Raw genomic sequence first — 24,238 nt, 5'->3', positions numbered from 1 at the left:
TAATTATTAAAGCACAAACTTAAAAAATCTCATAAAGGCTATTAGCATTTGCCATCCATTTTTCTAGTTTCTCCCAATCTTCTTCCTTTAGCATATCAAGTGCAACTTGTATTTCTTTATCAAAAATCTCTAAAGATTCTAATAGCCAATCTTTATTTTGCTTTGATATATCACACCACATTTTTGGAGAGCTTTTTGCGATTCTAACCATACTTTTAAACCCGCCTCCAGCAAGTGCTAGAATATCTTTAGGATTCTTTTGACTTAGAACCACATTTGCTAGTGCATAACTTATAATATGTGGGAGATGACTAATAAAGGCTGCATGATTATCATGTAATTTTGAATCCATTTTTATTATGTTCATTTTTAATGCTACAAATATTTCTTTAGCCATTGCAACTTGCAAATCACCGCTTTTATCCAAATCAGTTAATACAACAATGTGATGTGGCAACAATTCTTTAAATGCAGCTTTTGGACCAAAGTTCTCTGTCCCACTCATAGGATGAGCACATACGAAATTTTTACGAATCTCTTGTGGAATATTGTCTGAAATTAAGCTTTTTGTGCTACCTAGATCTATAATTGTAGCATGTGGCTTAATCCCAATAAATTTAGGTAGCATATCCAAAATAGCTCCAACAGGAGTTGCTAAAAATATAACATCGCATTCTTTAATATCACAAAAACTAACGCATTCATCAACGAGCCCTAAAGATAAAGCTTGTTGCATATGAATCTCATTGATATCTAGCCCGTAAATAACCTTAAACATTCCTATATCTTTTAAAGCCAAACCCAAAGAGCCACCAATTAATCCAAGTCCTATAATACCTGCTTGCATTCCACACCAACCAAAAGTAGAATTTAAAATTTAGCAAAATTATATATTTTATTTTATAGTTTTGTTATCTTTAATTTCAAAAAAGCTATAATCTAGTTTATTGTTTATTTTAATTTGAGGAATGTTTGTAATGAAATTAACTCCAAAATTTATGTCGTCTATTGCTGCTGCTATAGCTATTTCTGCGAATTTGAATGCCGCTGATTTACCTATTATCAAAGAAGTTAAATATGAAAACTTGAACTATATATCACCACTAATTGCAAATGAAATTGCAAAAATCAAACTAAACGAACAACTAGATTTAAACAGAGTAGATCAATCAATCCAAGACTTCTATAAGCAAGGATATTTCCAAGATATATGGGTAACAGAAGAAAATGGTGTTTTAACATATCACTTTGTAGAAAAACCAATAATAGCAAGTTTGATTATAAGCGGATATGGTGCAGGCAAAGAACAAGCCACACTAAATAAAGAGCTAGGGTTAAAAAAAGGCGATGTATATGATGAAATAAAAATTGCCAACACAAGAAAAAGAATAATAGAACTACTAGAAAAGCAAGGTTTCTATGACACTATCGTTGAAGTAAAAACAGAAACAATAGCACCAAAAGTTCTAAAAGTAACATTTGAAATCAATAAAGGCGAAGAAATCATCATTAAAAAAGCAAACTACTATGGTAGAGAAAGCATATGGACTTCAAGAATTGAATCTGTAACTGCAAACAAAGAAAAAGACTTTATAGGTTGGATGTGGGGTTTTAATAACGGGAAATTACAAATAAATGAAATAGAAGCAGATGCGGCTAGAATTAGAGACTTATACATGCAAAAGGGATACTTGGATGCTGAAGTTTCAAGTCCATTTTTAAGAACGGATTTTACGACATATGAAGCAGAGCTTGACTTTTACATTAACGAGGGCAAGAAATATAGAGTATCAAGTATAGATGTAGTATTAGAAGAAGATATAATGCCATTAGAGGAGCTAAAAGAAGTCATCAAAACAAAAGAAGGCAAAATATTTAACATAAACAAAATGCGAGCCGATATGGAAGAGCTTAAATATAAAGTTGGTGATTTAGGATACGCATTTACTAGAGTAAATCCTGATTTAGACAAAAACCCTGACACTGGCGAAGTAAGAATTATATATTATGTGCAACCGGGCAGAAAAGTGAAGGTAAGAGATGTACTAATTTCTGGTAACTCAAAAACAATAGATAGAGTAATTAGAAGAAATGTATTATTAGCTCCCGGCGATGAATACAAAATGGGCAAGATTAGAGATTCTAAAAATGCCATAATGAGAACTGGTAACTTTGATAATGTAACAATAGAAGAAAGAAGAGTTGATGAAGAACATATTGACTTACTAGTAAATGTAAAAGAAGCAAAGACTGGTGAATTTACATTTGGTGTTGGTTATGGTAGCTATGATGGTGCTATGGGTAGTATATCTATAAAAGATAGAAACATATTTGGTAGCGGTCTAACTGCTGGATTATATTTTGACAAAAGTGAAGTATCAACTTCATATAGACTAAACTTATACAATCCTGCGATCTTAGATAGTGATTATAGCTTAGCAACTGATGTGTATAGAACCGACTATTATGACTATGATTATAGAGAAATCTCAACTGGTTTTAGCCTTGTAGGCGGCAAGAGAGTATGGGACCAACTAGACTTAACGCTTGGTTATACATTCCAAGAATCAAGACTATCAGAATTTGAAAATCCATTTTATCTATTGTATTACAGAGGTAAATATACAAAATCATCTGTGATTCCTGGACTTAGCTTTGATAACACAGATGCTTATTTCTTCCCTAAAAGCGGCATTAGAGTTGCAGCTAATGTCGAATTTGCTGGAATTGGTGGAGATGCGGAATTTACAAAATACTATGGAAGCTTCAATTACTACAAATCAGTTGAAGATTGGGTTGATATAGATCTTATCTTTAGATATAGAGCTAGAGCTGGATATATAAATGACGGCGGATATCTACCTATGAGTGAGAAATTCTATCTAGGTGGTATAAGTAGTGTAAGGGGTTATCAAAGTAGATCAATCACTCCAAAAGACGAATACGGCGTGAGAATCGGTGGAAAGCAAATGTTCTACAACACTGCTGAGTTGAGCTATGGACTATTTGAAACTGTGCAAATGAGGCTAAATGCCTTCTTTGACTATGGTATGATAGGAGAGAATGATATTTCAGAGATAACAAGATATTCAGCAGGTGTTGGGATTGAGTGGGTATCTCCAATTGGTGTTATTAACTTCGTATTCCCAAGAGCACTTAATGATAAAACAGGAGATGAGACATCTTCATTTGAATTTACTATGGGTCAAAGATTCTAATGACACAAAAAATAGACAATGCCATAGTTAAAGTAAAACTACCAAGAGTTAGCAAAGATGAGATTCTTCATTTAATGAAAAATGCGTCTTTGCGTGAATTGGGAGAAATGGCTCAAAATATAAAATCAAAACTTCACCCAAGAAACATAACAACATTTGTGGTGGATAGAAATATAAATTACACAAATATATGTTGGGTGGATTGTAAATTCTGTGCTTTTAAGCGTAAAGTAGGAGAAAAAGATACATACATTTTAAGCTTTGATGAAATTGATAAAAAAATTGAAGAATTATTAGCAATAGGTGGAACACAAATACTATTCCAAGGTGGTGTGCATCCAAGCTTAAAAATAGAGTGGTATGAATCTCTAGTATCACATATTGCAAATAAATATCCGCAAATTACAATACATGGATTTTCAGCAATAGAAATAAACTACATAGCAAAAGTATCAAAAATATCAATCACTGAAGTATTACAAAGATTAAAAAATAGTGGTCTATCATCAATTCCGGGTGCTGGAGCAGAAATCCTAAGCGATAGAGTAAGAGATATAATAGCTCCTAAAAAGCTAGATTCTGATGAATGGATTAATGTGCATAGACAAGCCCACAAACTAGATATAAGAAGCACAGCTACAATGATGTTTGGCAGCGTAGAGAGCGATGATGATATATTAGAACACTGGGATAGGATAAGAAATTTACAAGATGAGACAAATGGATTTAGAGCATTTATACTTTGGAGTTTTCAACCTGCTTTCACCCCGCTAAAAGATGAGTTCCCCAATCTAATGAAAGCCTCATCAAATAGATACTTAAGATTGCTTGCATGTAGTAGAATCTTTTTGGATAATTTTCAAAATATACAAAGCAGTTGGGTAACACAAGGTTCACACATAGGTCAGATTGCACTACTTTTTGGGGCAAACGACTTAGGTAGCACAATGATGGAAGAAAATGTAGTAGCAGCAGCTGGTGCTAAAAACTCTATGAATCAACAAGAGATGATAAAGCTAATAAAAGACATAGGCGGAATTGCAGCAAAGCGAAATACAGCTTATGATATTTTGGAGTATTTTGAATGAAAAAAATTTTTACAATATTAATTAGTGTATTCTTTATGAAAGGATTTTTAATGGCAGTAGAACTAAAACATCTACAGATAAACAACACAAACATTCCTGTAATTTATGAAAACAACTCACAGCTTCCACTATTTTTTATACAAATAGTATTTAAAGGTGCTGGTAGCGTTAGTGATGGCAAAGAGCTTGGAATCTCTAACCTAACAAGTAGCATACTAAATGAAGGGACAAAAAAGCTTGGTGTAACAAAATTTTCAGAAAAACTAGAAGAGAGGGCATTATCTCTTAGTGTAGGCAGTGGATTTGAAACTATGAACTTCACACTTAGCGGAACAAAAGACGAAATAGATAATGCATTAACATTGCTAAATGAATTACTAAGCAATCCAAATTTTACAAAAACAGCACTAAATAAGGTCAAGGAAAATACAATAATCTCCATACTCGAAAAAGAAAATGACTTCGACTATCAAGCCAACAAAGGTCTAAAGGAGATGATTTTTAAAGGCACGGCACTGCAAAACACATCGATTGGAACACAAAAATCAATAGAAGCAATAACGCTAAAAGATATAGAAAGTTTCTACAATTCATATATAAACTTAGAAAATGCAACAATAATCTTAGGTGGAGATATAAAACTAGATGATATATCTCAAAAAATACAACAAACACTAAAGATTCTACCAAGTGGCAAAAAGGTAGAAATCGCTAACATACAAGCAAATGATAAACAAGGAACAAAAACAATAAAAAAAGAAACACAACAAGCATATATATACTTTGCAGCACCATTGTATATAAAAGACTTAGAAAAAGAAAGTGCGATTTTAAAGGTTGCTTCATTTGTGCTTGGTGGAAGTGGATTTGGTAGCAGAATGATGGAAGAGATAAGAGTAAAAAGAGGCTTAGCATATACAGCTGTTTTAAGATTGCTACCGAGCAAGACATACTCGTATACACATGGTTATCTACAAACAAGTCTAAAAAATGAAGAAGAAGCAAAAAAACTCGTAAGTGAAGTTGTAGATAATTTTATAAAAAATGGAATCACACAAAAAGAACTAGACGCTGCTAAAAAATATCTGTTAGGTAGTGAACCACTAAGAAACGAAACGCTATCACAAAGACTTAGTAGCACATTTAGAAATTATTATGACAATTTACCACTTGACTTTAACTCCAAAGTATTGAAAGAGATAGAAAAACTAAGCCTAAAAGAAGTTAATGACTATATAAAAGAGCATAAAGAAATAGGCAAACTTACATTCTCTATTGTGAGTGCTAATTAATCTTGATACAAATACCAGAAAATATCAAAAAACTTGGTATTTGTAACCTGCTTGACTTATACATAAAATACCCACCTGCAAAATACACAAATGGCAAACTAACTGAATCTTTAGAGATAAATTCAACAATTGTAGTAAAGATAGTGATTCAAAGCTACAATAAAATAGGCAAAAATGCCATTATTAACGCCATAGTCTTATCTATAGATGGTAGTGAGAAAATAAATTTATTTATATTTAACGCCAAGCCATATCATAAAAACATCTTTACACTTGGAAAAGAAATGATTGTAAGTGGCATTGGCGGAATATATAATGGAAGATTCACAATCAAGCAGCCAAAAGTAATCACGCAAGAAGATGAAATTATTTTGCATTTCAACAAAAAGCTAGTAGGCAAACAAATAACGATTCTAAGAGATTTTATAAAATCAATCACACTAGATGTGCTAATACAAGCCTACCCAAACATAGAATCTAAAATCCTAAAAAGACTTCATGCAATACACAATCCAACTAGTGATTTTTTAAAAAGCTTTACACATAACAAAGAATTTGACATGCAAACAAAAAAAGCTCTAGCCTTTGCTGAAATTTATAATTACATGCTAGAGCTAAAGGGCAAAGTATTACACTTTAAAAGCCTAGAAAAACTAAACAATAAAAAGCTGTTAGAAAAATGGATAAATAGCCTACCATTTAATCTTACAAATGGACAAAAAGACGCAATAAGAGATATAGAAATATCACTAAATAGCAATCTAGCAAGTAGAAGAATAATAGTAGGTGATGTTGGGTGTGGCAAGACTATTTTGATTTTTGCTGCATGCATATTGTGCTATCCAAGACAATGCATATTAATGGCACCAACCTCGATTCTCGCACAGCAAATCTATAATGAAGCATTAAAAATGCTACCACAAGAAATCAATGTTGGCTTATGTATAAAGGACAAAAAAGACTTAGATTTTAGCAAATATCACTTCATAATAGGGACACATAAGATTCTATACACAAATATAGATAACAACACCTTAGATATGCCATTAGTAATGATAGATGAGCAACATAGATTTGGCACAAAACAAAGAAATATACTTGATAAATCACTTGAAAAAGAAGGCAAAAAGCCACATTTTTTGCAATTCTCTGCCACTCCAATACCAAGAACAATGGCGATGATAGAATCCTCTCTACTATCCTTTACTTTTATAAATGATTTGCCTTTCAAAAAAGATATAACATCAAAGGTGATAACAAATAATGACTTTGCAAGTCTCCTAGAACACATAAAGCTAGAAACAAAAAAAGGCAACCAAACAATAATCATCTATCCCCTAGTTGAGAAAAAATCAGAAAACAACATCTACAAACCAATAAAAGAAGCAAAAGAATTTTGGGAGAGACACTTTAAGAGAGTGCATTTAGTGCATGGCAAGGATAAAAACAAAGAACAAATACTAGAAGAATTTCAACAAAATGGTGAAATATTACTATCAACAACGGTTGTAGAAGTTGGAATCTCCTTACCAAGACTATCTACTATTGTAATATCAGGTGCAGAAAACTTTGGATTTGCTACATTACATCAATTAAGAGGTAGGGTTAGCAGAAATGGGCTTAAAGGATTTTGCTTCTTATACACAAAAAAACAAAACATAGAAAAACTAGCACAATTTTGTGAAATACAAAATGGCTTTGAAGTAGCAAAGCTAGACCTGCAAAGAAGAAAAGGTGGAGATATGCTAAGCGGAGTAAAACAAAGTGGTTCAGAGTTTAACTGGTATAACTTTGAAGAACACATAACACAAAAAGCAAAAGATTCGATAGACAAACTAGAATCTTAAAATTATTCCAATATTTTATACCCCAAAGATTCTAAGCTTAATTCCTTTAGTTCTTTATTTTCTATTATTTTTGGCTGTATTATAAACACTATTTCTTCAATGTGTGATACATCTTGTGTATATGAAAATAAAGGCGGAATTATATGTCCTAAGAGTGGAATTTTATTTTGAACATTTGTTGTATTTTTTGAGATTAATCCCCCCAAAATAACTTGCTCATTATTTTTTACTCTAACAATTGATGAGAGCTGATTTGTTGTTAGATTCGGAGGAGATTCTAAGGCTTGTGTTTGTTTTAAGTTATCGTCTTTTGTTTTGGTTATTGATGGGTTTATCTTTAGCATAATCTCATCATCAAATATTAATGGAGTTATATCAAGCAATACACCTGCAAAAATGCTTGGATATTCATTGTCTGTATTTGTTAGCGTTGTTTGTGCATTTGTATTTTGATATATGGAACTTTTTTTATATCGTAAAATATCTCCAACACTTATCATTGCTGGTTGATTATTTAAAGTTAGCACTTTTGGATTTGAGATAGAATATACATTTCCATAGGTTTGTAAAAACTCAACTACCCTATTTAGACTTAAAGCTTGTGAATAAATGTTAATGCCATACTTAAATTCACCATTTGACACATTAATGCCACTACTATTTTCTAAGTTGGCAGAATCTGCAGTAAATGGTATGGTTAAGTTTTGGAGATTATATAAGCTATCCCAATTTATACCTGTTGTATATGAATTTTTATGAACAACACTTAAGATATTTACATCTATTAAAACCTGCCTTTGAAGCCTAGAGTGCAAACTTTTAATATAAGATTCAACCCTATCTAAATTAGTTCTTGTAGCTCTTATGGTTATTAATCCAGCCCCTCTATTGACCACAACATCAGAATCCTCGCTATTAGTTAGCATTTCTTTTAATTCATCTTCAATATTAGCCCAAAAATTAAATCCATCTTCACTTTGTATATCAACCCCAGAACGACTAAGACTAATCATATCAGCACCACTAGAACCCTTGCTTTCTTCATTATTTATTGATACTGAAGTGCTACTATTGCCGATTCGATTCGTGTTTATATAGTTTAAGTCAAATGTTTTAGAATGCTTGTATTTTAGCTTTAGTGTGTCATTTTTATAGAAATAATGTAAATTAGCATGTCTAAACAAAACACTAAAAACATAATCAAGATTCTTGTCCTTTATATTTATAATAGGTAACTCTTTATCCAATAATGAAGAAACCTCATCTTCATTATAGATAACACTAAAATAACATTCCTCACCAAGCTCACCTAATATATCTCTTATTGATAGTTCTGAATCTTTTGGGACAGATAGAGAAAAAGAGCGATACTTGCAATCAGCAATCAAAGAAGAATAAAAAATAAAAAGTAAAAATAAAAGCTTAAAATTCATATTATTTGATATTAAAATTACTAACTTTACCTATACAATGCCTACTAACCTCATCATTGTCTTTTAGCACCACACATCTATTTTGTATATCATAAATTAAATAATCTTCAAATACCTCACCCTTTTTATACCAATTACCATTAATATTTACTCTATCTAGCAAAATACCATTTACATGAACCTCATCTATATCATACAAAAAAGGATCATAAGAGAAGTCTCTTGCAACAAGAAAGAATGGAATAAAAAATAATAATAGCTTCATAAAATATCCTAAACGGAATTAAAACTAAGCAATGCAGAGCCCCAAGTTAGACCACCACCAAAAGCATCTAACAACAATCTTGAGCCATCTTTAATCTTGCCCTCCTCAAATAGTTCATTAATCGTAATTGGTATAGAAGCAGCTGAAGTATTGCCGTATTTATGCACCGTTTTTGCAACTTTGTCATCTGGGAATTGCAAAGCCTCACCAACTGCAGAAATAATCCGTAAGTTCGCTTGATGTGGCACAAAAAAATCAATATCATCTTTTGAAAGATTATTTCTCTTTAGAATCTCAACTACATCATTTGTTAATGTTTTTACAGCAATCTTAAAAGTTTCATTGCCTTTCATTTTTATAAACTGCAATCTATCATTTATCGTATCATTTGTAATTGGATTCCTACTACCACAGCCAGGTGTCATTAAAAAATCTTGATACTCACCATTTGATGAAATATTGACATCTAAAATGCTTTTAGAGATATCACAAGTAGCACCAATAACAGCCGCACCAGCACCATCACCAAACAAAACACATGTGCTTCTATCTTCCATATCAATTATGCTAGATAGTTTCTCTGCACCGATTATCAATATATTTTTACATGTTTTAGATTCAATAAAAGACTTCGCCAAAGATAATAGATAAATAAATCCGCTACAAGCTGCTGAAATATCAAAGGCTGGTTTGCCAACAATGCCTAAAGCACTAGATACAACACATGCAGTAGATGGCATACATAAAAAGTCTGGTGATATAGTTGCAACTATAACCATATCAATATCAGAAGGTTTTATATTGGCTCTATTTAATGCTACTTTAGCAGCATTTATAGCCAAATCGCTAGTTGCTTGATTACTTGAGGCAAATCGCCTCTCTTTTATACCCGTTCTTTTAGTAATCCACTCATCACTAGTATCTACTATTTGAGCTAAGTCATCATTAGTAACTATCCTATCTGGTATACAAGCACCAATGGATTTTAGTGCCGCATATATAGGTTTATCCATTAGTTGCTCCTTTAAATTATGACTTATATTTAGCTAACGCAGATAATATTCTATCGTTGATATTATTTTCTATACTAGCAATAGCTTGAAAAATGGCATTCTTCATAGCCTTTGAATTACTCTTGCCATGGCAAATAATTACATTTCCATCAATGCCAAGCAATGGAGCACCACCATATTCTGCATAATCAATTTGCTTTTTAAGTTTGCTAAAAACACTCTTTAAAAACAAAGAACCAAAAGTGCCAAGTGGCGATGATTTTATATAGGTTTTTAACAGATACACTATTGAATCTGCAACTCCTTCACTAGTTTTTAACACTATATTACCAACAAAACCATCACAAACTATAACTTCAACTGAAGCATCAAATATATTATTGCCCTCTATATTACCGATAAAGGAAGGGTGGGACTTTAAATACATAAAAGCATTCTTGCTAATCTCATTACCCTTACACTCTTCTTCTCCGTTGGATAATATCCCAATTCGTGCATTTTGATACTTCAATATAGAACATGCATACTCATGCCCCATAATCCCAAACTCAAATAGATTCTCTGCCTTGCAATCTACATTAGCCCCAGCATCTACAACCAAACTTTTATTTCCGTCGATTCTAGGCATAAGAGTGCATATAGCAGGACGAGAGATTCCACTTAATCTGCCTATTCTTAAAGTAGCTAAACTCATAGTAGCACCGCTATGTCCAGCAGACACTACTGCATCAACACTTTTATTTTTTAGCATATCAATAGCTACATAAATTGAACTATTTTTTCGCTTAATTGCTGAAGTAGCTAGATCGTCCATCGTAATGACATCATCACAATGAACAATCTGAACTCTATTAGCAAAAGATGAAGGAACAAGCGGTCTTAACACCTCTTCATTTCCAACGAGCACAAGCGTAAAGTTCTTTTCCTTTAATGCTGATATAGCACCTTCAACAAGTGGGGAAGCACCAAAATCCCCACCCATTGCATCAACTGCGATTCTCATTATTAAACTTAATTTTTATAACTTCCAGTGAATTTATTCATTCTATGAGGCATTTTCCAAGTTCCATCACTATCTTTCACAGGCATAGACAATGTAATTTTGTAATGTGTTCTTCTTTTAGCTGCTCTAGTTTTACTAACTCTTCTCTTTGGTACTGCCATTTTTTACTCCTTAATATGATAATCACAAATAATAATTTCTATCTCGCTTCTAAGAATATCTTCAAAATCGATAATTCCACCTTCACACTCTAAAACTTCTTCGAAAGTTTCATTACTCAAACTAACTGCTCCATTGCTTAGATAAAAATCCAAATTTTCATCTAGATTCTCTAAGTATTCATCACCACTAATGTCGCAAACTAGATTCACGCTTCCGGTCAGTTTGGCACATAATCTCAAAAAATCACTATGAGATGATTCAAAACACAAATAACCATCTAAACTAACACTATCTAATGATACACTAAATGGAATCTTATCACCATTCCTGCATATCTGAAATGCTTTTAAAAATGGTATTTTATTCATCTATATTATTAACAAATTTCTCTTTTTGCAAAGAAAAATTCTATTTCCTTTTTTGCATTATCTAAACTATCGCTACCATGAACAGCATTAGCATCAATGCTATCTGCAAAATCCGCTCTAATCGTGCCTACAGCTGCTTCTTTTGGATTTGTAGCACCCATTAATTCTCTATTTTTTGCTACTGCATTTAGTCCTTCAAGCACCATAACAACAACTGGACCGCTAACCATAAAATCCACTAAATCATTAAAAAATGGTCTTTCTTTATGAACAGCGTAAAATTCTTTTGCATCACATCTTCCAAGATGTAATCTCTTCATAGCTACCACTCTTAAACCATTGCTCTCGAATCTATCTACTATCTTACCAATAACATTTTTTTTAACGGCATCTGGCTTTATTATGGACAATGTCTGTTCCATTCTCGCTCCTAAGAAATTAAAAATTTAAAGCGTCAATTATACAAAAACAAAACTACATTAAATATTAAATCAAAATGTTATTAAAATCTTTTTGGTGATTTCACTCCTAAAATCCTAGCTTTTCTATAGAATCTATATAAGCCTATTTTAGTTTTTTTATCTATTTTATATGTAAGCAGATTCAAATATTCCAATATATCTTCTTTTGATACGCCACTCTTTTTGGAATATTCATCAATTATATAATGAGGTATTTTTACATGAGACTTTGCAAAAAGCAAAGCAACTTTACAAAAAAACTCCTTATGCTTTCTAGCACATAATCTACCAAAAACAAAAGGTATCCTCTCCTTCTCCACCCAAAAAAGACACATATCTATGTAGTCTTGTTTATTTGTTGATGAATCTAATACATATCTTAAAGCCCTATCTCCTATTAATACCCTACCTTGAAGCCCTAACACTTTAAGAAGAGCATTTGAAGTAGCAGATTGATAATCATTTCCTAGATCATCTTTTATGCAAATTACGCTTTTTACTTCTTTTTTAGCACATATACCTACATCAAATACACGGAATCTTTCATTCTGTGCCCTCATGGCTGTGATTGAAGATATAAAACCAGCATCGATTCTATTAAATAAAAATTCTATATTAAGTTTTGCAGGATACGATTTTTTCTTATTATAAAATAACTTGCAATAAGAAGGAGCAGGATATTTACGCATAAAGACTTCAAAAGGCAAAAGATTCAAATAATCTATCTTACCAAATCTCATATTAACTTCCTAAAGTTTTTACACATTTTAACACTTTTTGCGAAATAATGACTTATGTTGCAAAACATGCTACAATTGTCAAGTTATATGATTGAAGGATGTAAAACTATAAACATCAATTATGTATTTTTGGAGATACGCATGAACTCGTTATTATTAGAAACCATAAACAATTTGCCTCCGCTTCCTGCAACAGTATCTGAACTTAGGGATTATATAAATACTGCTGGAGATAATTTAGAATTATCAAAAGTTGCAACCATTATCTCAAAAGATCCATTATTAATAGCAGAATTATTAAAACTAGCTAATTCGCCATATTATGGGATTTCAAGACAAATATCAACAATACCACAAGCTGTATCACTACTTGGTGTAAGCAATGTAAAAAATACTATCTTAGCAGATGCTGTGAAGAAAAAATTTGTAGTTGATGTATCGCCTTATGGATTGGATACAGATACATTCTTAAGATATTCAGCAGAAGAAACAGAATTTATTTCAAATTGGCTAAACAAAGAAGATAAAGCATTATCAGACACATTAATACCATGTGCAATGCTATTAAGACTCGGAATGATTTTACTATCTTCAATACTAATAAAGTCAAATAAAGATAAAGAGTTTTTAGCAGAAAATATGAAAAATAATTTCCAAAATATCCATGAGTTAGAGGATAAATATTGCGGGATTGACAGCTTATCATTTTTAGGATTCTTATTTGATTATTGGAAGTTTGATGAAATTCTAATACAAAGCGTGACATATATAAATAATCCACACTCCGCCTCTTCAGAAACTAAAAAAAGTGCATATGCTTTATCTATTATCAATTGTCTATTTGAGCCATACAATCCACTTAGTTCCTTTAATTGCAAAAAAGCAATAGCGCTAATAAAAGAAGCAAAAACACAAAATATAACATTTGATATAGAAAACTTCATGGAAAAGTTACCAAATACTGCAAAAGCAAACTTGCAAAAAGAAGATGAAGAAGTTTAAATAAATATCACATTAAAACAATTAGAGAGAATTATGTAAGCATGGTTGGTTATACCAACCATGCTTTAGCAATCAATTAATTAAAGTTTATCAGCATTTTGTGATAGATACTCAGCAACACCTTTTGCATCAGCCCTCATACCTTTATCACCTTTGTTCCAACCAGCAGGACATACTTCACCATGCTCTTCAAAAAATGTTAATGCATCACACATTCTTAGCATTTCATCCATATTTCTACCTAATGGAAGGTCATTAATTACTGCATGTCTTACAATTTGATTTTTATCAATTAAGAAAGAACCTCTAAGAGCAACAGCTTCATTGATTAGAACTTCATAATCTCTTGAAATTTGCTTTGTAATATCAGATACCATAGGGAATTGAACATTGCCAATACCGCCTTGATTCACAGGAGTGTTTTTCCAAGCAAAATGAACTACATCAGAATCAATAGATACACCAATAACATTAAATCCCTTATCAGCGAAATCTTTCACTCTATGATCCATAGCAATTATCTCTGATGGACAAACAAATGTAAAGTCTTTTGGCCAAAAGAATACTACTGCACCATTTCTTCCTAAATTTCTAGAAAGCTCAAAATCTTCAACAATTCTATTATCAGCTAAAACAGCTGGTGCTTTAAAATCTGGGGCTTTTTTAGTTACTAACATTAAAAATCCTTTTAAAATAATTTAGTTGTTGATAAAAACTATCAACATTAAGTTAGATTATATCCAAAAATTATAAATATAAAGTATATAAAACATAAAAAGTTATTTTTCACATTCCATAGGATAAAAATAAAACAAAGCATCACACAATTAAGTTTGATAATGCTATAATCACAAAAATTAAAAATACAAGGTGAATTTATGAAAAATCAATTTCTTTTTACTTCAGAATCTGTAACTGAAGGACATCCAGATAAAATGGCAGACCAAATAAGCGATGCAATACTAGACTACATTATACAAAGAGACCCAAAAGCTAGAGTTGCTTGTGAGACATTGCTATCAAATGGATTTTGCGTAATAGCAGGTGAGCTAAAAACAACAGCATATGCACCAATGCAAGACATTGCTAGAAATGTAATTAGAGATATAGGCTATATAGACGCAAAATATGGCTTTGACTATCATAGTGCTGGTGTTTTAAATGGTATAGGAGAGCAAAGCCCAGATATAAATCAAGGTGTAGATAGAGAAGATGGCGAAATCGGTGCGGGTGATCAAGGACTTATGTTTGGATATGCTTGTAAAGAAACAGATGTATTAATGCCTCTTCCAATATATCTATCTCACAGAATCACAGAAAAACTAGCACAAGTGCGAAAAGATGGCACTCTACCATTCCTAAGACCAGATGGGAAATCACAAGTAACAGTAAAATACGAAAATGGGATTCCAGTTGGCATTGACACAATAGTAGTATCAACACAACATAGCCCAGAAACAATGCAAGAAACACTACACCAAGCAGTAATTGAAGAAGTAATCAAAAAAGCTTTGCCAGAGCAATTTGCAAATGATAATATAAGATATTTTGTAAATCCAACAGGAAAATTTGTAATAGGCGGTCCTCAAGGAGATGCTGGACTAACTGGTAGAAAGATAATTGTAGATACATATGGTGGTAGTTGCCCACATGGTGGTGGTGCATTTAGTGGCAAAGACCCTAGTAAAGTAGATAGAAGCGGTGCTTATGCTATGAGATATGTAGCGAAGAATCTAGTAGCGAGTGGAATCTGTGATAGAGCAACAATACAAATCGCATACGCAATAGGTGTTGTAGAACCTGTATCAATCCTAGTAAATACTCATGGTACTGGAAAGGTAGAAGATTCTAAGATTGAAGAATGTGTAAGAAAGATATTTAGACTAACACCAAAAGGAATAATAGAATCTCTAGATCTACTAAGACCAATATACCAAAAGACTGCAAGTTACGGACATTTCGGAAGAGAATTACCTGAATTTACTTGGGAAAAGACAGACAAAGCAGAAGAAATTAGATCTTATTTCAAAATCTAAACAAGCTCTACTTGTTTAGATTCTTATTTCTTATAAATACATAGCACAAATAAAACAATCCACAAATAATAACCGCACTAAATAATACCTCATCAAGCCCAACGGGCTTAGTAAAATCAAAAAATCCATCTGTTATTTGCATTTTTTACTCAATACCTCATCACATCTAGGGCATGGTTTATCTTCTTCTTTTGATAGATACTGCCAACATCTTGGGCATTTCTTGCCACTTGCCTTTACTATCTTATAATCCATGCCACCACTACTAAAAGTTCCAAGAATCTCTTCATTGCTAGAATTAGTAACATTGCTTACCATAAGCCATAAATGTAACTCTTTAAATGTATTATTTAACGCTAATAAATCAACTTCTAAAGTAGATTTTATTTTTGAATCTTTCTTTAAAATATCTATCTGTTCTAAAAATAAACTTCTAAACTCAAGCAAAGATTCAAAGTTATGACTTGGAGTAGCAAAAGAAGGCATCGGAGAGTAAATAATATCAAATACACTATCTCCACCATTACATAGTTGCAACAATGCCTTGCTTTTGTTATATCCCAATGCTTCATCTATGGTATAAGTCAAAATAGGAGCTAGTAGTGCAAATAATCTACTAGCAATCAATGCCATAACGCTTTGAGAGGCTAATCTTTCTTTTGAATCTATTGCATTGCAATACAAATTATCCTTACAAATATCAAGATAAATTCCACTTAACTCTGCATTTAAGAAATAAGTTAGCTCTTGAATCGCCTTTGCAAACTCATATTCTCCAAGTAAAGCATGTATGCTATCAAAGCATTTCTTAGCAGATTCTAGTATCCACAAATCAATCTCACTAAACTCATAGTAAAGCTCATCTAATCCATTTGTATTGGCAAGCAAGAATCTAATTGTATTTCTTATTTTTCTATAATTTTCACCAACTTGTTTTAATATATTTTTTGAGATTCTTTGGTCATTTTGATAATCACTCATCGCAACCCAAAGTCTAAGTATCTCGCTACCATGCTCTTTTAGAATCTCTTGTGGTGCTATTACATTCCCTTTTGATTTACTCATCTTCTCACCATGTTCGTCCATAGTAAATCCATGAGTTACGATGTTTTTAAATGGTGCTTTATGATTTATAGCACAGCTTATTAGAAGCGAACTTTGGAACCAACCTCTATGCTGATCGCTACCTTCTAAATACATACTAGCAGGATAATTTCCACTATTATAATTTCCGCTTTGCAATACTGCCTTCCATGTGCTACCACTATCAAACCACACATCTAATATATGCTTACTTTTTTCTAGCGTTTGTGCTTTATGCTTCCAAGATTCTGGTAATAATTCCACAATCTCTCTCTCCCACCATGCATCACAACCATCTTTATAAAATATATCTGCTACATAATCAAGCACTTCTTTATCCAAGACTGGCTCACCACTTTCTTTATCGTTAAAAAAAGCTATTGGAACCCCCCAATCCCTCTGCCTTGAGATACACCAATCAGGTCTATTTTCTATCATAGAATAGATTCTATTTTTCCCATGTTCAGGATAGAATCTAGTTTTATCTAGCTCACTTAATGCAATTTCTCTTAAAGTCTTACCCTCAAAAAATGGCTTGTCCATAAGAATAAACCACTGCTTTGTTGCTCTATAAATTACAGGCTTATGTGTTCTCCAACAAAATGGATAAGAATGCACAAACTTTGAACTATGAAGCAAGTTATCACCCAAAAGCTCTAAGATTCTCTCATTTGCCTTAAATATATGCATTCCTATAAATTCATCTACTATATCTTCTTTTAATAATCCTTGTGTTTTTAAAGTATTATCATACAATCCACCATCATCAACAGGCATAATAACTGGTATATCATATTTTAAGCATACATAATAATCATCTTCACCATGCCCCGGAGCACTATGCACAAGCCCACTTCCGCCACTCATTAATACATGCTCACCTAAAATAAGTCTAGAATCTCTATTATTTAGCGGATTAGTAGCTACTAGATTTTCAAAATGGCTTCCTTTATATTCACATAAAATCTCACCTTTTGTAATACCCTTATCAACCATGCTAGATAACAATTCCTTAGCTAAAATATAGCCCTCTTTTGTTATTACATACATTTCATTTGGATTTAGTGCTATTGCTTGATTTGCAGGTAGTGTCCATGGGGTAGTCGTCCAAAATATTGCCTTTATACTATCAATACCGCTTATATTTAATTTATCTACTGAATCTTTTTTAAGCTCAAAAGCAACAAAAATCGAATAATCCTCTTTATCTTGATATTCAACTTCAGCTTCAGCTAGAGCACTCTTAGCGGCCCAGCTCCAAAATACAGGCTTACTTCTTTCTAATAAAAGTCCATTTTTAGCTATTTCACACAATGCCTTATATATATCAGCTTCAAATGCAAACTCCATAGTTTTATATGGTTTATCAAAATCACCTACCACACCTAATGATTGAAATTCATCACCTTGAATCTTTACAAAATTAGTAGCCCACTCCCTGCATAGCTCTCTAATTTTAACCTTTGGTAAAGTTTCCTTTTTTTCCTTGCCTATTTTTTCTTCAACCTTTTGTTCTATTGGCAGTCCATGACAATCCCAACCGGGAGTATAATAAACCTTCTTACCATTAAAATAGTGATATTTAACAATAAAATCTTTTAGAATCTTGTTTAAAGAATGCCCTATATGTAAGTGTCCATTGGCATATGGAGGACCATCGTGCAAATTAAATTCTTCACAACCTTGTCTATTTTCTAGCATTTTTGAATAGACTAAATCTTGCTTCCATTTATTATATGTTTTTGGTTCATTTTGTGCGAGATTCCCACGCATTGGAAATTCAGTAGATGGCAATTCTAAAGTATCTTTATAATCCATAAAATATCCTAAAAATAAAATGCCTAGATTCTATAACAATAAGCTTTAAATAAGCATTATTCTAAACAAAATTAAAGTTATTTTTAATATTTTTCCACTACACTTTCTTTTATGAAGAATTTGTTTATTTTATTAACTCTTATTGGATTTGGTTTATTTATAGTTGGATGTGAAGGTGGTGGCAGACAGAGCTTTGGATATAAGAGCTCAAACTGTAATGACATAAAACAGGATTGTCTAAATAAATGTCGCAAAGATAATAAAAGCCAGAAATCATGTCTCACAGAATGTGAGAAAGTTAGAGGAATGTGTGAAGCAGTAAAAACAAAAGGTTGTTTGCAAGATTGCAATATGAAATTTGGCAAAGGCACACAAGAAGCCGAACGATGCAAAAAAAGATGCTCTGGTGAATTATAAGCTTTGAGATATGAAACTTAAACTAGTTATTTTATTTTTCGTTTCATTTCTAATACTAACTCCGCTTGTGCTATTTTCTAGCATAGGCAATAAAATAGTATCTAATATAGCAATCGCAAAGCTTAGCAAAATAACAAATACGCAATGGTATAGCAACTCATTTACACTATCTCCAACATCAATTTTAGTTGATTTTAGTGCTTATGATGGTGCATTAGAACTTTTTTTAAATGTCGAATACTCCCTATTCTTACGCAACATAGATGGAAACTTCTTTATAAATTCCAAAGGATTTAAAGCAACAATCAATAACAAGCAGTATAATGTATCAGAAAACGAGTGGATTGAAGGAAAATTAAGTGGTAAATTTAATAATTACACGATAATTTCGCAAAGCAACTTTCTGCAATCAAATAGCGATATTATAATAAATGGAAATTATCTAAATATAAGCCATCTAACTCTAAGCACCAAAGAGGCTTCTTTATTAGAACTTCTAAAGGTATTAAATCAAAAACCATATAGCGATGGAATCATAACCATGAATGCAGATGTAACCATAAAAGATTCTGTATTTGGCGGCGTTATAAATATGCAAATAGATGGCGGTGAGGTAAATAGAAGTACAATGGAAGAAGAATTCTCAATAAAAATACCAAGAACAAGCTTTGCAGGAGATTTAAAAGCCATAGTTGATAACAATACACTAGAACATGAACTATCAATATACTCAACAATAGGCGATATAACTCTAAATGGAGTTACAAACATACATTCTTTAAACACAAACACACAATTTGACATACAACTTGAAAATATAGCTCCTCTATCTCCATTGTTTAAGGTCCCTTTAAATGGTTATATAAAAAGTAGTGGCACTTCAAAAGGCGATTCTAAAAATATGATGATAGTTGGGGATTTGGGTTTAAAAAACTCAAAGATAAACTATGAACTAAGCTTAAATAATCTAAAGCCAAAAAATCTCATAGCCAATGCTTCACAAATGGATCCAAAAGATATTTTTACTTTATTTAATAAAGAAGCATATTTTGATGGTTCATTGGATTTATCGCTTAATTTAAGGGACTTCAACAATGGAATCTCTGGTGCGATAACGCTAAATAGTGATAGGCTTTTTATAAACAGCCCATTATTAGAAGAGAGAACAAAAATAGGATTCCCATCTAGCTTGTTTAAACTAAGGACAAATATAGATTTAGCAAATGGTAATGGCATAATTAGAAGTAGCCTTAATTCACAAATAGCAAACATAGAATCTGAAAATGGAAAAATAAGCATAAAGCCATTTAACATAGAAATACCACTAAAATTAGAAATAGAAAAGATACAAAATATATCATATAACAATAAAAGTTTGCTAAATGGTCATGTGCAAGCAAATGGCAAACTTACAAACAATGACTTAACCATACAAGGCGATATACTACAAAAAGATTCAAAAAATCCATTTATGCTATCAAACACAAAGCAAGGATTAAACTTAAGGTTAAACAATATAAACACCAAAACAATACAAAACATATTCCCACAAATCCCAAAGATACTAAATGGCACTGCTAATATGCATCTAAATTTGGATTTAGCAACAAATACAAAAAATATAAATTTTGACATAAATAAAGCAAAGTTTAACAATACAAACTTATCAAAAGAAATAAACAAGCACATAAAGCCACAGCTTACAAATCTGTTATTTAGCGGATATATATACAGCACGATTCAAAACAATACAATACAAAGTAGAATGCAACTAAAGTCTGACAAAATAACGCTAAATTCCCAAAAAATAACAACAAATCTAGATTCTAATAAAATAGATGGAGAAATAACAATAGCCAACAAAAAATATATTATTACAAACACTATAAATAGCCCAAAAATCACAATATATAAATGATGCATCAAACAATAAAGTAAAGAGTATTTTAAACTTGAATTTATCTTTTTTTAGATTAAATTTTACAATTTTTAACACTTGAAAGAGACCTAATATGAAAGATTTAGAAAAATTAAATAAAGATGCACTTATTTATCATCAAGGTGGCAAGGTAGCAATAAGCCCAAAGACTAAACTAGACAATGAAAATGATTTATCTTTAGCATACTCACCCGGTGTAGCTGCACCATGTAAAGAAATACAAAAAAACCCGCAATTGGCATATGACTATACTTCAAAAGGAAATTTAGTAGCGGTAATATCAAATGGAACTGCCGTGCTTGGGCTTGGAGACATAGGAGCTCTAGCTGGTAAGCCTGTAATGGAAGGTAAAGCTGTGCTATTTAAGAAATTTGCAGATATAGATGCCTTTGATATCGAAGTAGATGAAACAGATCCAGATAAATTTATAGATATAATAAGAGCTATTGCACCAACTTTTGGAGGAATAAACCTAGAAGACATAAAAGCCCCAGAATGCTTCTATATAGAAAAGAAATTAAAAGAGATTCTAAATATACCAATTATGCACGATGACCAACATGGAACTGCCATAATAAGCACAGCAGGTATTATCAATGGTGCAAAAATAGCAAATAAAAGCATAGAATCTCTAAAAATAGTAGTAATAGGTGCTGGTGGTGCTGCTATTGCATGCGCTAAAATGGCAAAACAACTAGGGGCAAAAGAGATTATAATGTTTGATAGCAAAGGTGCTATAACAACAAATAGAAAAGACCTAAATAGTGCAAAAAAAGAATTCGCCACAGATAGAGAAATAAATAGCTACAAAGAAGCATTAGATGGTGCTGATGTGTTACTTGGGCTATCAAGGGCTAATATCCTTAAGGCTACGGATATAGAAAATATGAATGAAAATCCTATGATTTTTGTGATGAGCAATCCAGATCCAGAAATAGATCCGCTACTAGCAAGACAAGCAAGACCAGATGCCATAATTGCAACAGGTAGAAGCGATTATCCAAACCAAATCAATAATGTATTAGGATTCCCATATATCTTCAAAGGTGCATTAATGGTTCAAGCAAGAAGCATAAATGAAGAAATGAAAATGGTTGCTGCTAATGCATTAGCTGAACTTGCACAAAAAGAAATACCACAAGACCTAAAAGAAGAGCTAGAAAAGATTCATAATAGAAAATTTGAATTTGGCAAGGAATACATAATACCTTCTCCATTTGACACAAGACTAAAAGAGTATGTATCAAATGCAGTTGCACAATCTGCGATAAATAGCGGTGTAGCTAGAAAAAAGAATCTTTAATGGAAGAATTCCAATATAAGCTAACAATGTTTGGTTTTAGTGCATTATGCGAAGATATAGAGGAAGTAGAGAGGCGACTATCCCTCTACCCTGATGAAAGATACGATTTAGAAAATGGCGATGAATGCTTTTTAATAGACTTACAAACAAGAGAAAAATACGAAATAATATTAAATAAAGGTAGATTCACAATCAAATTTCATAACTAAAATCACAAACTTTTCTAACCTCACCTTTTAAAAATAAACTTTTATTATCCTCTCTTAGATAAACTAGCTCTTTACTTGCCGGTTTAAAGGCTTGCATATTCATTGCACAACCTTCTAATAAAAGTCTATAAAACATAGCAGCCATACCAGTCCCACAAGCTAGAGTTTCACCCTCTACTCCACGCTCAAATGTGCGTATTGAAATATACTTACACTCAATTTTTGCTACATTTACATTAGCATTGTATTTGTGTCTTAATTCTGACATTACTGACGAATCTAACTCAAAAATGTCATCTCCAAAAGTTACTAAATGCGGAACGCCTGTATCTATAAGCCACCAAGATGAGTTAGCCTCTAATATATTCTTATCTATGATATTGGCAATTCCAAGCTCACTTTCGACCATATTATTATCTACTCTAATGTTGATGACACCAGCACCACTTAAGAATCTATGATTCTTATCTGTAAGATTCATACTTACAGCATATGCACCAGCAGCTCTACTACCATTACCACACATACTAGCCACGCTACCATCTTGATTATAAAATTCCCACTCATAATCATAGCTATCATGCGGTTTTAGAACAATAAGTCCATCAGCACCGATTCCTTCATGCCTATTGCAAATCTTTTGTGCTAATTTAGAATATGGAATAACATTGTGTTTAAATAAATGGGTAATTATAAAGTCATTGCCACTAGCAGAATACTTACTAAAAAACATAACAACACTCGCAAATAGCCCAAAAAGGGCTATGAAATTAACCTAATAGGGAATTGAATTTATTTTGAAGATATTGTGCATTAAATGAAGCTACATACAATGAAGCATTTTCTTTTAATTTAGCAGTGTTTAGCTCATTGTAATTTTCAGCAATATCATTGTCTTGCAAATTGCTTTCAGCAGATCTTAGATTAACAACCGTATTCATATCGCTATTAATTGTAGATTCAATACGATTCATAACAGCACCAATATCGCCTCTTTTTGAGCTGACATTACTTATAAAGTCCAAAATGCTTTGTTGGTTTGTAACTTGCAAACTAGAAGTATTTGGTGATTGCAAACTAAAGTCTATAGGACCACTACCAAGCATGAAGCTCATTTGACCACCAAAAACATTCTTTCCATTAAATGTAGCTTGAGAGATAGAATCATTCATTGATTGTGTTAATGCTTGAGATTCGCTCTCAATCATTGCTCTTTGATCACTATTTAACGCAGGATTCCCCAAAGCAACTGAAAGCTCGTTCATTCTAATAGCAGAATTAGAAATTTCTGATAATGCACCATCAGCAATTTGTAGCACACCTAGTGCATCATTTGCATTTCTAATACCTTGAGACATAGAATTTGCTTGTGCTAATAACTCATTAGCAATAGCTAAAGAAGCACCATCAATAGCTTCTATTGGTCTAGGAGATGCAATTTTTTTAATAGACTCTTTTTCTTCTTCTTTGGCTTTATTTATAGATACCAAACTTTCATTTATACCAGTATTTCCAATTTTCATAATATCTCCTTTCAATTT

At 32.1% G+C, this 24,238-nt stretch carries 24 protein-coding genes; 10 read left to right on the top strand and 14 right to left on the bottom strand.

The window, feature by feature from the left end; translation table 11 throughout:
• Positions 1-19: 19 nt before the first annotated feature.
• The gene (locus PF021_RS07400; RefSeq protein WP_271021847.1) at positions 20-847 is read right to left on the bottom strand and encodes a prephenate dehydrogenase; all 828 of its coding nucleotides are present in this window, start codon (positions 845-847) and stop codon (positions 20-22) included.
• 130 nt (positions 848-977) lie between these two features.
• Here PF021_RS07400 and bamA point away from each other — a divergent pair, with 130 nt between their 5' ends.
• Genes bamA through recG form a run of 4 tightly spaced genes read left to right on the top strand, consistent with a single transcriptional unit; the run spans position 978 to position 7,445 of the window.
• Positions 978-3,218 carry an outer membrane protein assembly factor BamA gene (bamA, locus tag PF021_RS07395; RefSeq protein ID WP_271021846.1) on the top strand — a complete coding sequence of 747 codons (2,241 nt, stop codon included), beginning with the start codon at positions 978-980 and terminating at the stop codon, positions 3,216-3,218.
• A complete protein-coding gene (locus PF021_RS07390) occupies positions 3,218-4,306 on the top strand; it encodes a dehypoxanthine futalosine cyclase (protein WP_271021845.1) in 1,089 nt (362 codons plus the stop codon). Before bamA ends, PF021_RS07390 begins: the two co-directional genes overlap by 1 nt.
• Positions 4,303-5,598 carry a M16 family metallopeptidase gene (locus PF021_RS07385; RefSeq protein WP_271021844.1) on the top strand — a complete coding sequence of 432 codons (1,296 nt, stop codon included), beginning with the start codon at positions 4,303-4,305 and terminating at the stop codon, positions 5,596-5,598. Before PF021_RS07390 ends, PF021_RS07385 begins: the two co-directional genes overlap by 4 nt.
• Before the next feature lie 2 nt (positions 5,599-5,600).
• Entirely contained in the window at positions 5,601-7,445 is a 1,845-nt protein-coding gene (gene recG / locus PF021_RS07380; RefSeq protein WP_271021843.1) for an ATP-dependent DNA helicase RecG, read from the top strand.
• 2 nt (positions 7,446-7,447) lie between these two features.
• Here the strand turns inward: recG and mshL are convergent, their stop codons facing one another.
• From mshL to PF021_RS07340, 8 genes are all read right to left on the bottom strand, one after another.
• Complete coding sequence (mshL, locus tag PF021_RS07375; RefSeq protein WP_271021842.1) at positions 7,448-8,878, bottom strand: pilus (MSHA type) biogenesis protein MshL; 1,431 nt, start codon at positions 8,876-8,878, stop codon at positions 7,448-7,450.
• A 1-nt stretch (position 8,879) separates the two neighbouring features.
• On the bottom strand, positions 8,880-9,143 hold the full coding sequence (locus tag PF021_RS07370) for a hypothetical protein (RefSeq protein ID WP_271021841.1): 264 nt from the start codon (positions 9,141-9,143) through the stop codon (positions 8,880-8,882).
• A gap of 8 nt (positions 9,144-9,151) precedes the next feature.
• The gene (locus PF021_RS07365; protein WP_271021840.1) at positions 9,152-10,156 is read right to left on the bottom strand and encodes a beta-ketoacyl-ACP synthase III; all 1,005 of its coding nucleotides are present in this window, start codon (positions 10,154-10,156) and stop codon (positions 9,152-9,154) included.
• A 16-nt stretch (positions 10,157-10,172) separates the two neighbouring features.
• Positions 10,173-11,162 carry a phosphate acyltransferase PlsX gene (gene plsX, locus PF021_RS07360; RefSeq protein ID WP_271021879.1) on the bottom strand — a complete coding sequence of 330 codons (990 nt, stop codon included), beginning with the start codon at positions 11,160-11,162 and terminating at the stop codon, positions 10,173-10,175.
• Positions 11,163-11,167: 5 nt separating this feature from the next.
• Positions 11,168-11,320 (bottom strand): 50S ribosomal protein L32, encoded by a 153-nt coding sequence (rpmF, locus tag PF021_RS07355; protein WP_271021839.1) that lies wholly within the window; start codon positions 11,318-11,320, stop codon positions 11,168-11,170.
• A 3-nt stretch (positions 11,321-11,323) separates the two neighbouring features.
• Positions 11,324-11,689 carry a hypothetical protein gene (locus tag PF021_RS07350; RefSeq protein ID WP_271021838.1) on the bottom strand — a complete coding sequence of 122 codons (366 nt, stop codon included), beginning with the start codon at positions 11,687-11,689 and terminating at the stop codon, positions 11,324-11,326.
• An 8-nt stretch (positions 11,690-11,697) separates the two neighbouring features.
• Positions 11,698-12,111 (bottom strand): nucleoside-diphosphate kinase, encoded by a 414-nt coding sequence (gene ndk / locus PF021_RS07345; protein ID WP_271021837.1) that lies wholly within the window; start codon positions 12,109-12,111, stop codon positions 11,698-11,700.
• A gap of 80 nt (positions 12,112-12,191) precedes the next feature.
• Positions 12,192-12,890, bottom strand: coding sequence for an MqnA/MqnD/SBP family protein (locus tag PF021_RS07340; protein WP_271021836.1), 699 nt, complete (start codon positions 12,888-12,890; stop codon positions 12,192-12,194).
• Between the two features lie 141 nt (positions 12,891-13,031).
• Here PF021_RS07340 and PF021_RS07335 point away from each other — a divergent pair, with 141 nt between their 5' ends.
• Entirely contained in the window at positions 13,032-13,892 is an 861-nt protein-coding gene (locus PF021_RS07335; RefSeq protein WP_407081418.1) for an HDOD domain-containing protein, read from the top strand.
• A gap of 80 nt (positions 13,893-13,972) precedes the next feature.
• Here PF021_RS07335 and PF021_RS07330 read toward each other — a convergent pair whose 3' ends face one another.
• Positions 13,973-14,569, bottom strand: a complete 597-nt coding sequence (locus PF021_RS07330) for a peroxiredoxin (RefSeq protein WP_271021835.1) — start codon at positions 14,567-14,569, stop codon at positions 13,973-13,975.
• Between the two features lie 201 nt (positions 14,570-14,770).
• Between PF021_RS07330 and metK the strand changes: the two genes are divergently transcribed.
• Positions 14,771-15,928: a methionine adenosyltransferase gene (gene metK, locus PF021_RS07325; RefSeq protein ID WP_271021834.1), complete on the top strand. Its 1,158-nt coding sequence runs from the start codon at positions 14,771-14,773 to the stop codon at positions 15,926-15,928.
• A gap of 7 nt (positions 15,929-15,935) precedes the next feature.
• Here metK and PF021_RS07320 read toward each other — a convergent pair whose 3' ends face one another.
• On the bottom strand, positions 15,936-16,070 hold the full coding sequence (locus tag PF021_RS07320; protein ID WP_271021833.1) for a hypothetical protein: 135 nt from the start codon (positions 16,068-16,070) through the stop codon (positions 15,936-15,938).
• On the bottom strand, positions 16,061-18,829 hold the full coding sequence (gene ileS, locus PF021_RS07315) for an isoleucine--tRNA ligase (RefSeq protein ID WP_271021832.1): 2,769 nt from the start codon (positions 18,827-18,829) through the stop codon (positions 16,061-16,063). Before ileS ends, PF021_RS07320 begins: the two co-directional genes overlap by 10 nt.
• A 120-nt stretch (positions 18,830-18,949) precedes the next feature.
• Here ileS and PF021_RS07310 point away from each other — a divergent pair, with 120 nt between their 5' ends.
• From PF021_RS07310 to PF021_RS07295, 4 genes are all read left to right on the top strand, one after another.
• Positions 18,950-19,246, top strand: a complete 297-nt coding sequence (locus tag PF021_RS07310; protein WP_271021831.1) for a hypothetical protein — start codon at positions 18,950-18,952, stop codon at positions 19,244-19,246.
• A 10-nt stretch (positions 19,247-19,256) separates the two neighbouring features.
• Positions 19,257-21,164, top strand: a complete 1,908-nt coding sequence (locus PF021_RS07305) for a translocation/assembly module TamB domain-containing protein (protein ID WP_271021830.1) — start codon at positions 19,257-19,259, stop codon at positions 21,162-21,164.
• Positions 21,165-21,258: 94 nt separating this feature from the next.
• The gene (locus tag PF021_RS07300) at positions 21,259-22,488 is read left to right on the top strand and encodes a malic enzyme-like NAD(P)-binding protein (protein WP_271021829.1); all 1,230 of its coding nucleotides are present in this window, start codon (positions 21,259-21,261) and stop codon (positions 22,486-22,488) included.
• A complete protein-coding gene (locus tag PF021_RS07295) occupies positions 22,488-22,697 on the top strand; it encodes a hypothetical protein (RefSeq protein WP_271021828.1) in 210 nt (69 codons plus the stop codon). The genes PF021_RS07300 and PF021_RS07295 overlap by 1 nt, the downstream gene beginning before the upstream one ends.
• Here the strand turns inward: PF021_RS07295 and dapF are convergent.
• Both dapF and PF021_RS07285 read right to left on the bottom strand, forming a co-directional pair.
• Positions 22,681-23,430 carry a diaminopimelate epimerase gene (dapF, locus tag PF021_RS07290; protein ID WP_271021827.1) on the bottom strand — a complete coding sequence of 250 codons (750 nt, stop codon included), beginning with the start codon at positions 23,428-23,430 and terminating at the stop codon, positions 22,681-22,683. The genes PF021_RS07295 and dapF overlap by 17 nt on opposite strands.
• A 37-nt stretch (positions 23,431-23,467) precedes the next feature.
• A complete protein-coding gene (locus PF021_RS07285; RefSeq protein ID WP_271021826.1) occupies positions 23,468-24,220 on the bottom strand; it encodes a flagellin in 753 nt (250 codons plus the stop codon).
• Positions 24,221-24,238: the final 18 nt, after the last annotated feature.

Origin of the sequence: Helicobacter ibis (assembly GCF_027859255.1) — a bacterium.
GTDB classification, from domain to species: Bacteria; Campylobacterota; Campylobacteria; order Campylobacterales; family Helicobacteraceae; genus Helicobacter_D; species Helicobacter_D ibis.
The sequence above is the reverse complement of the archived record's forward strand: the minus strand, read 5'-3'. Positions and strand labels throughout refer to the sequence as shown.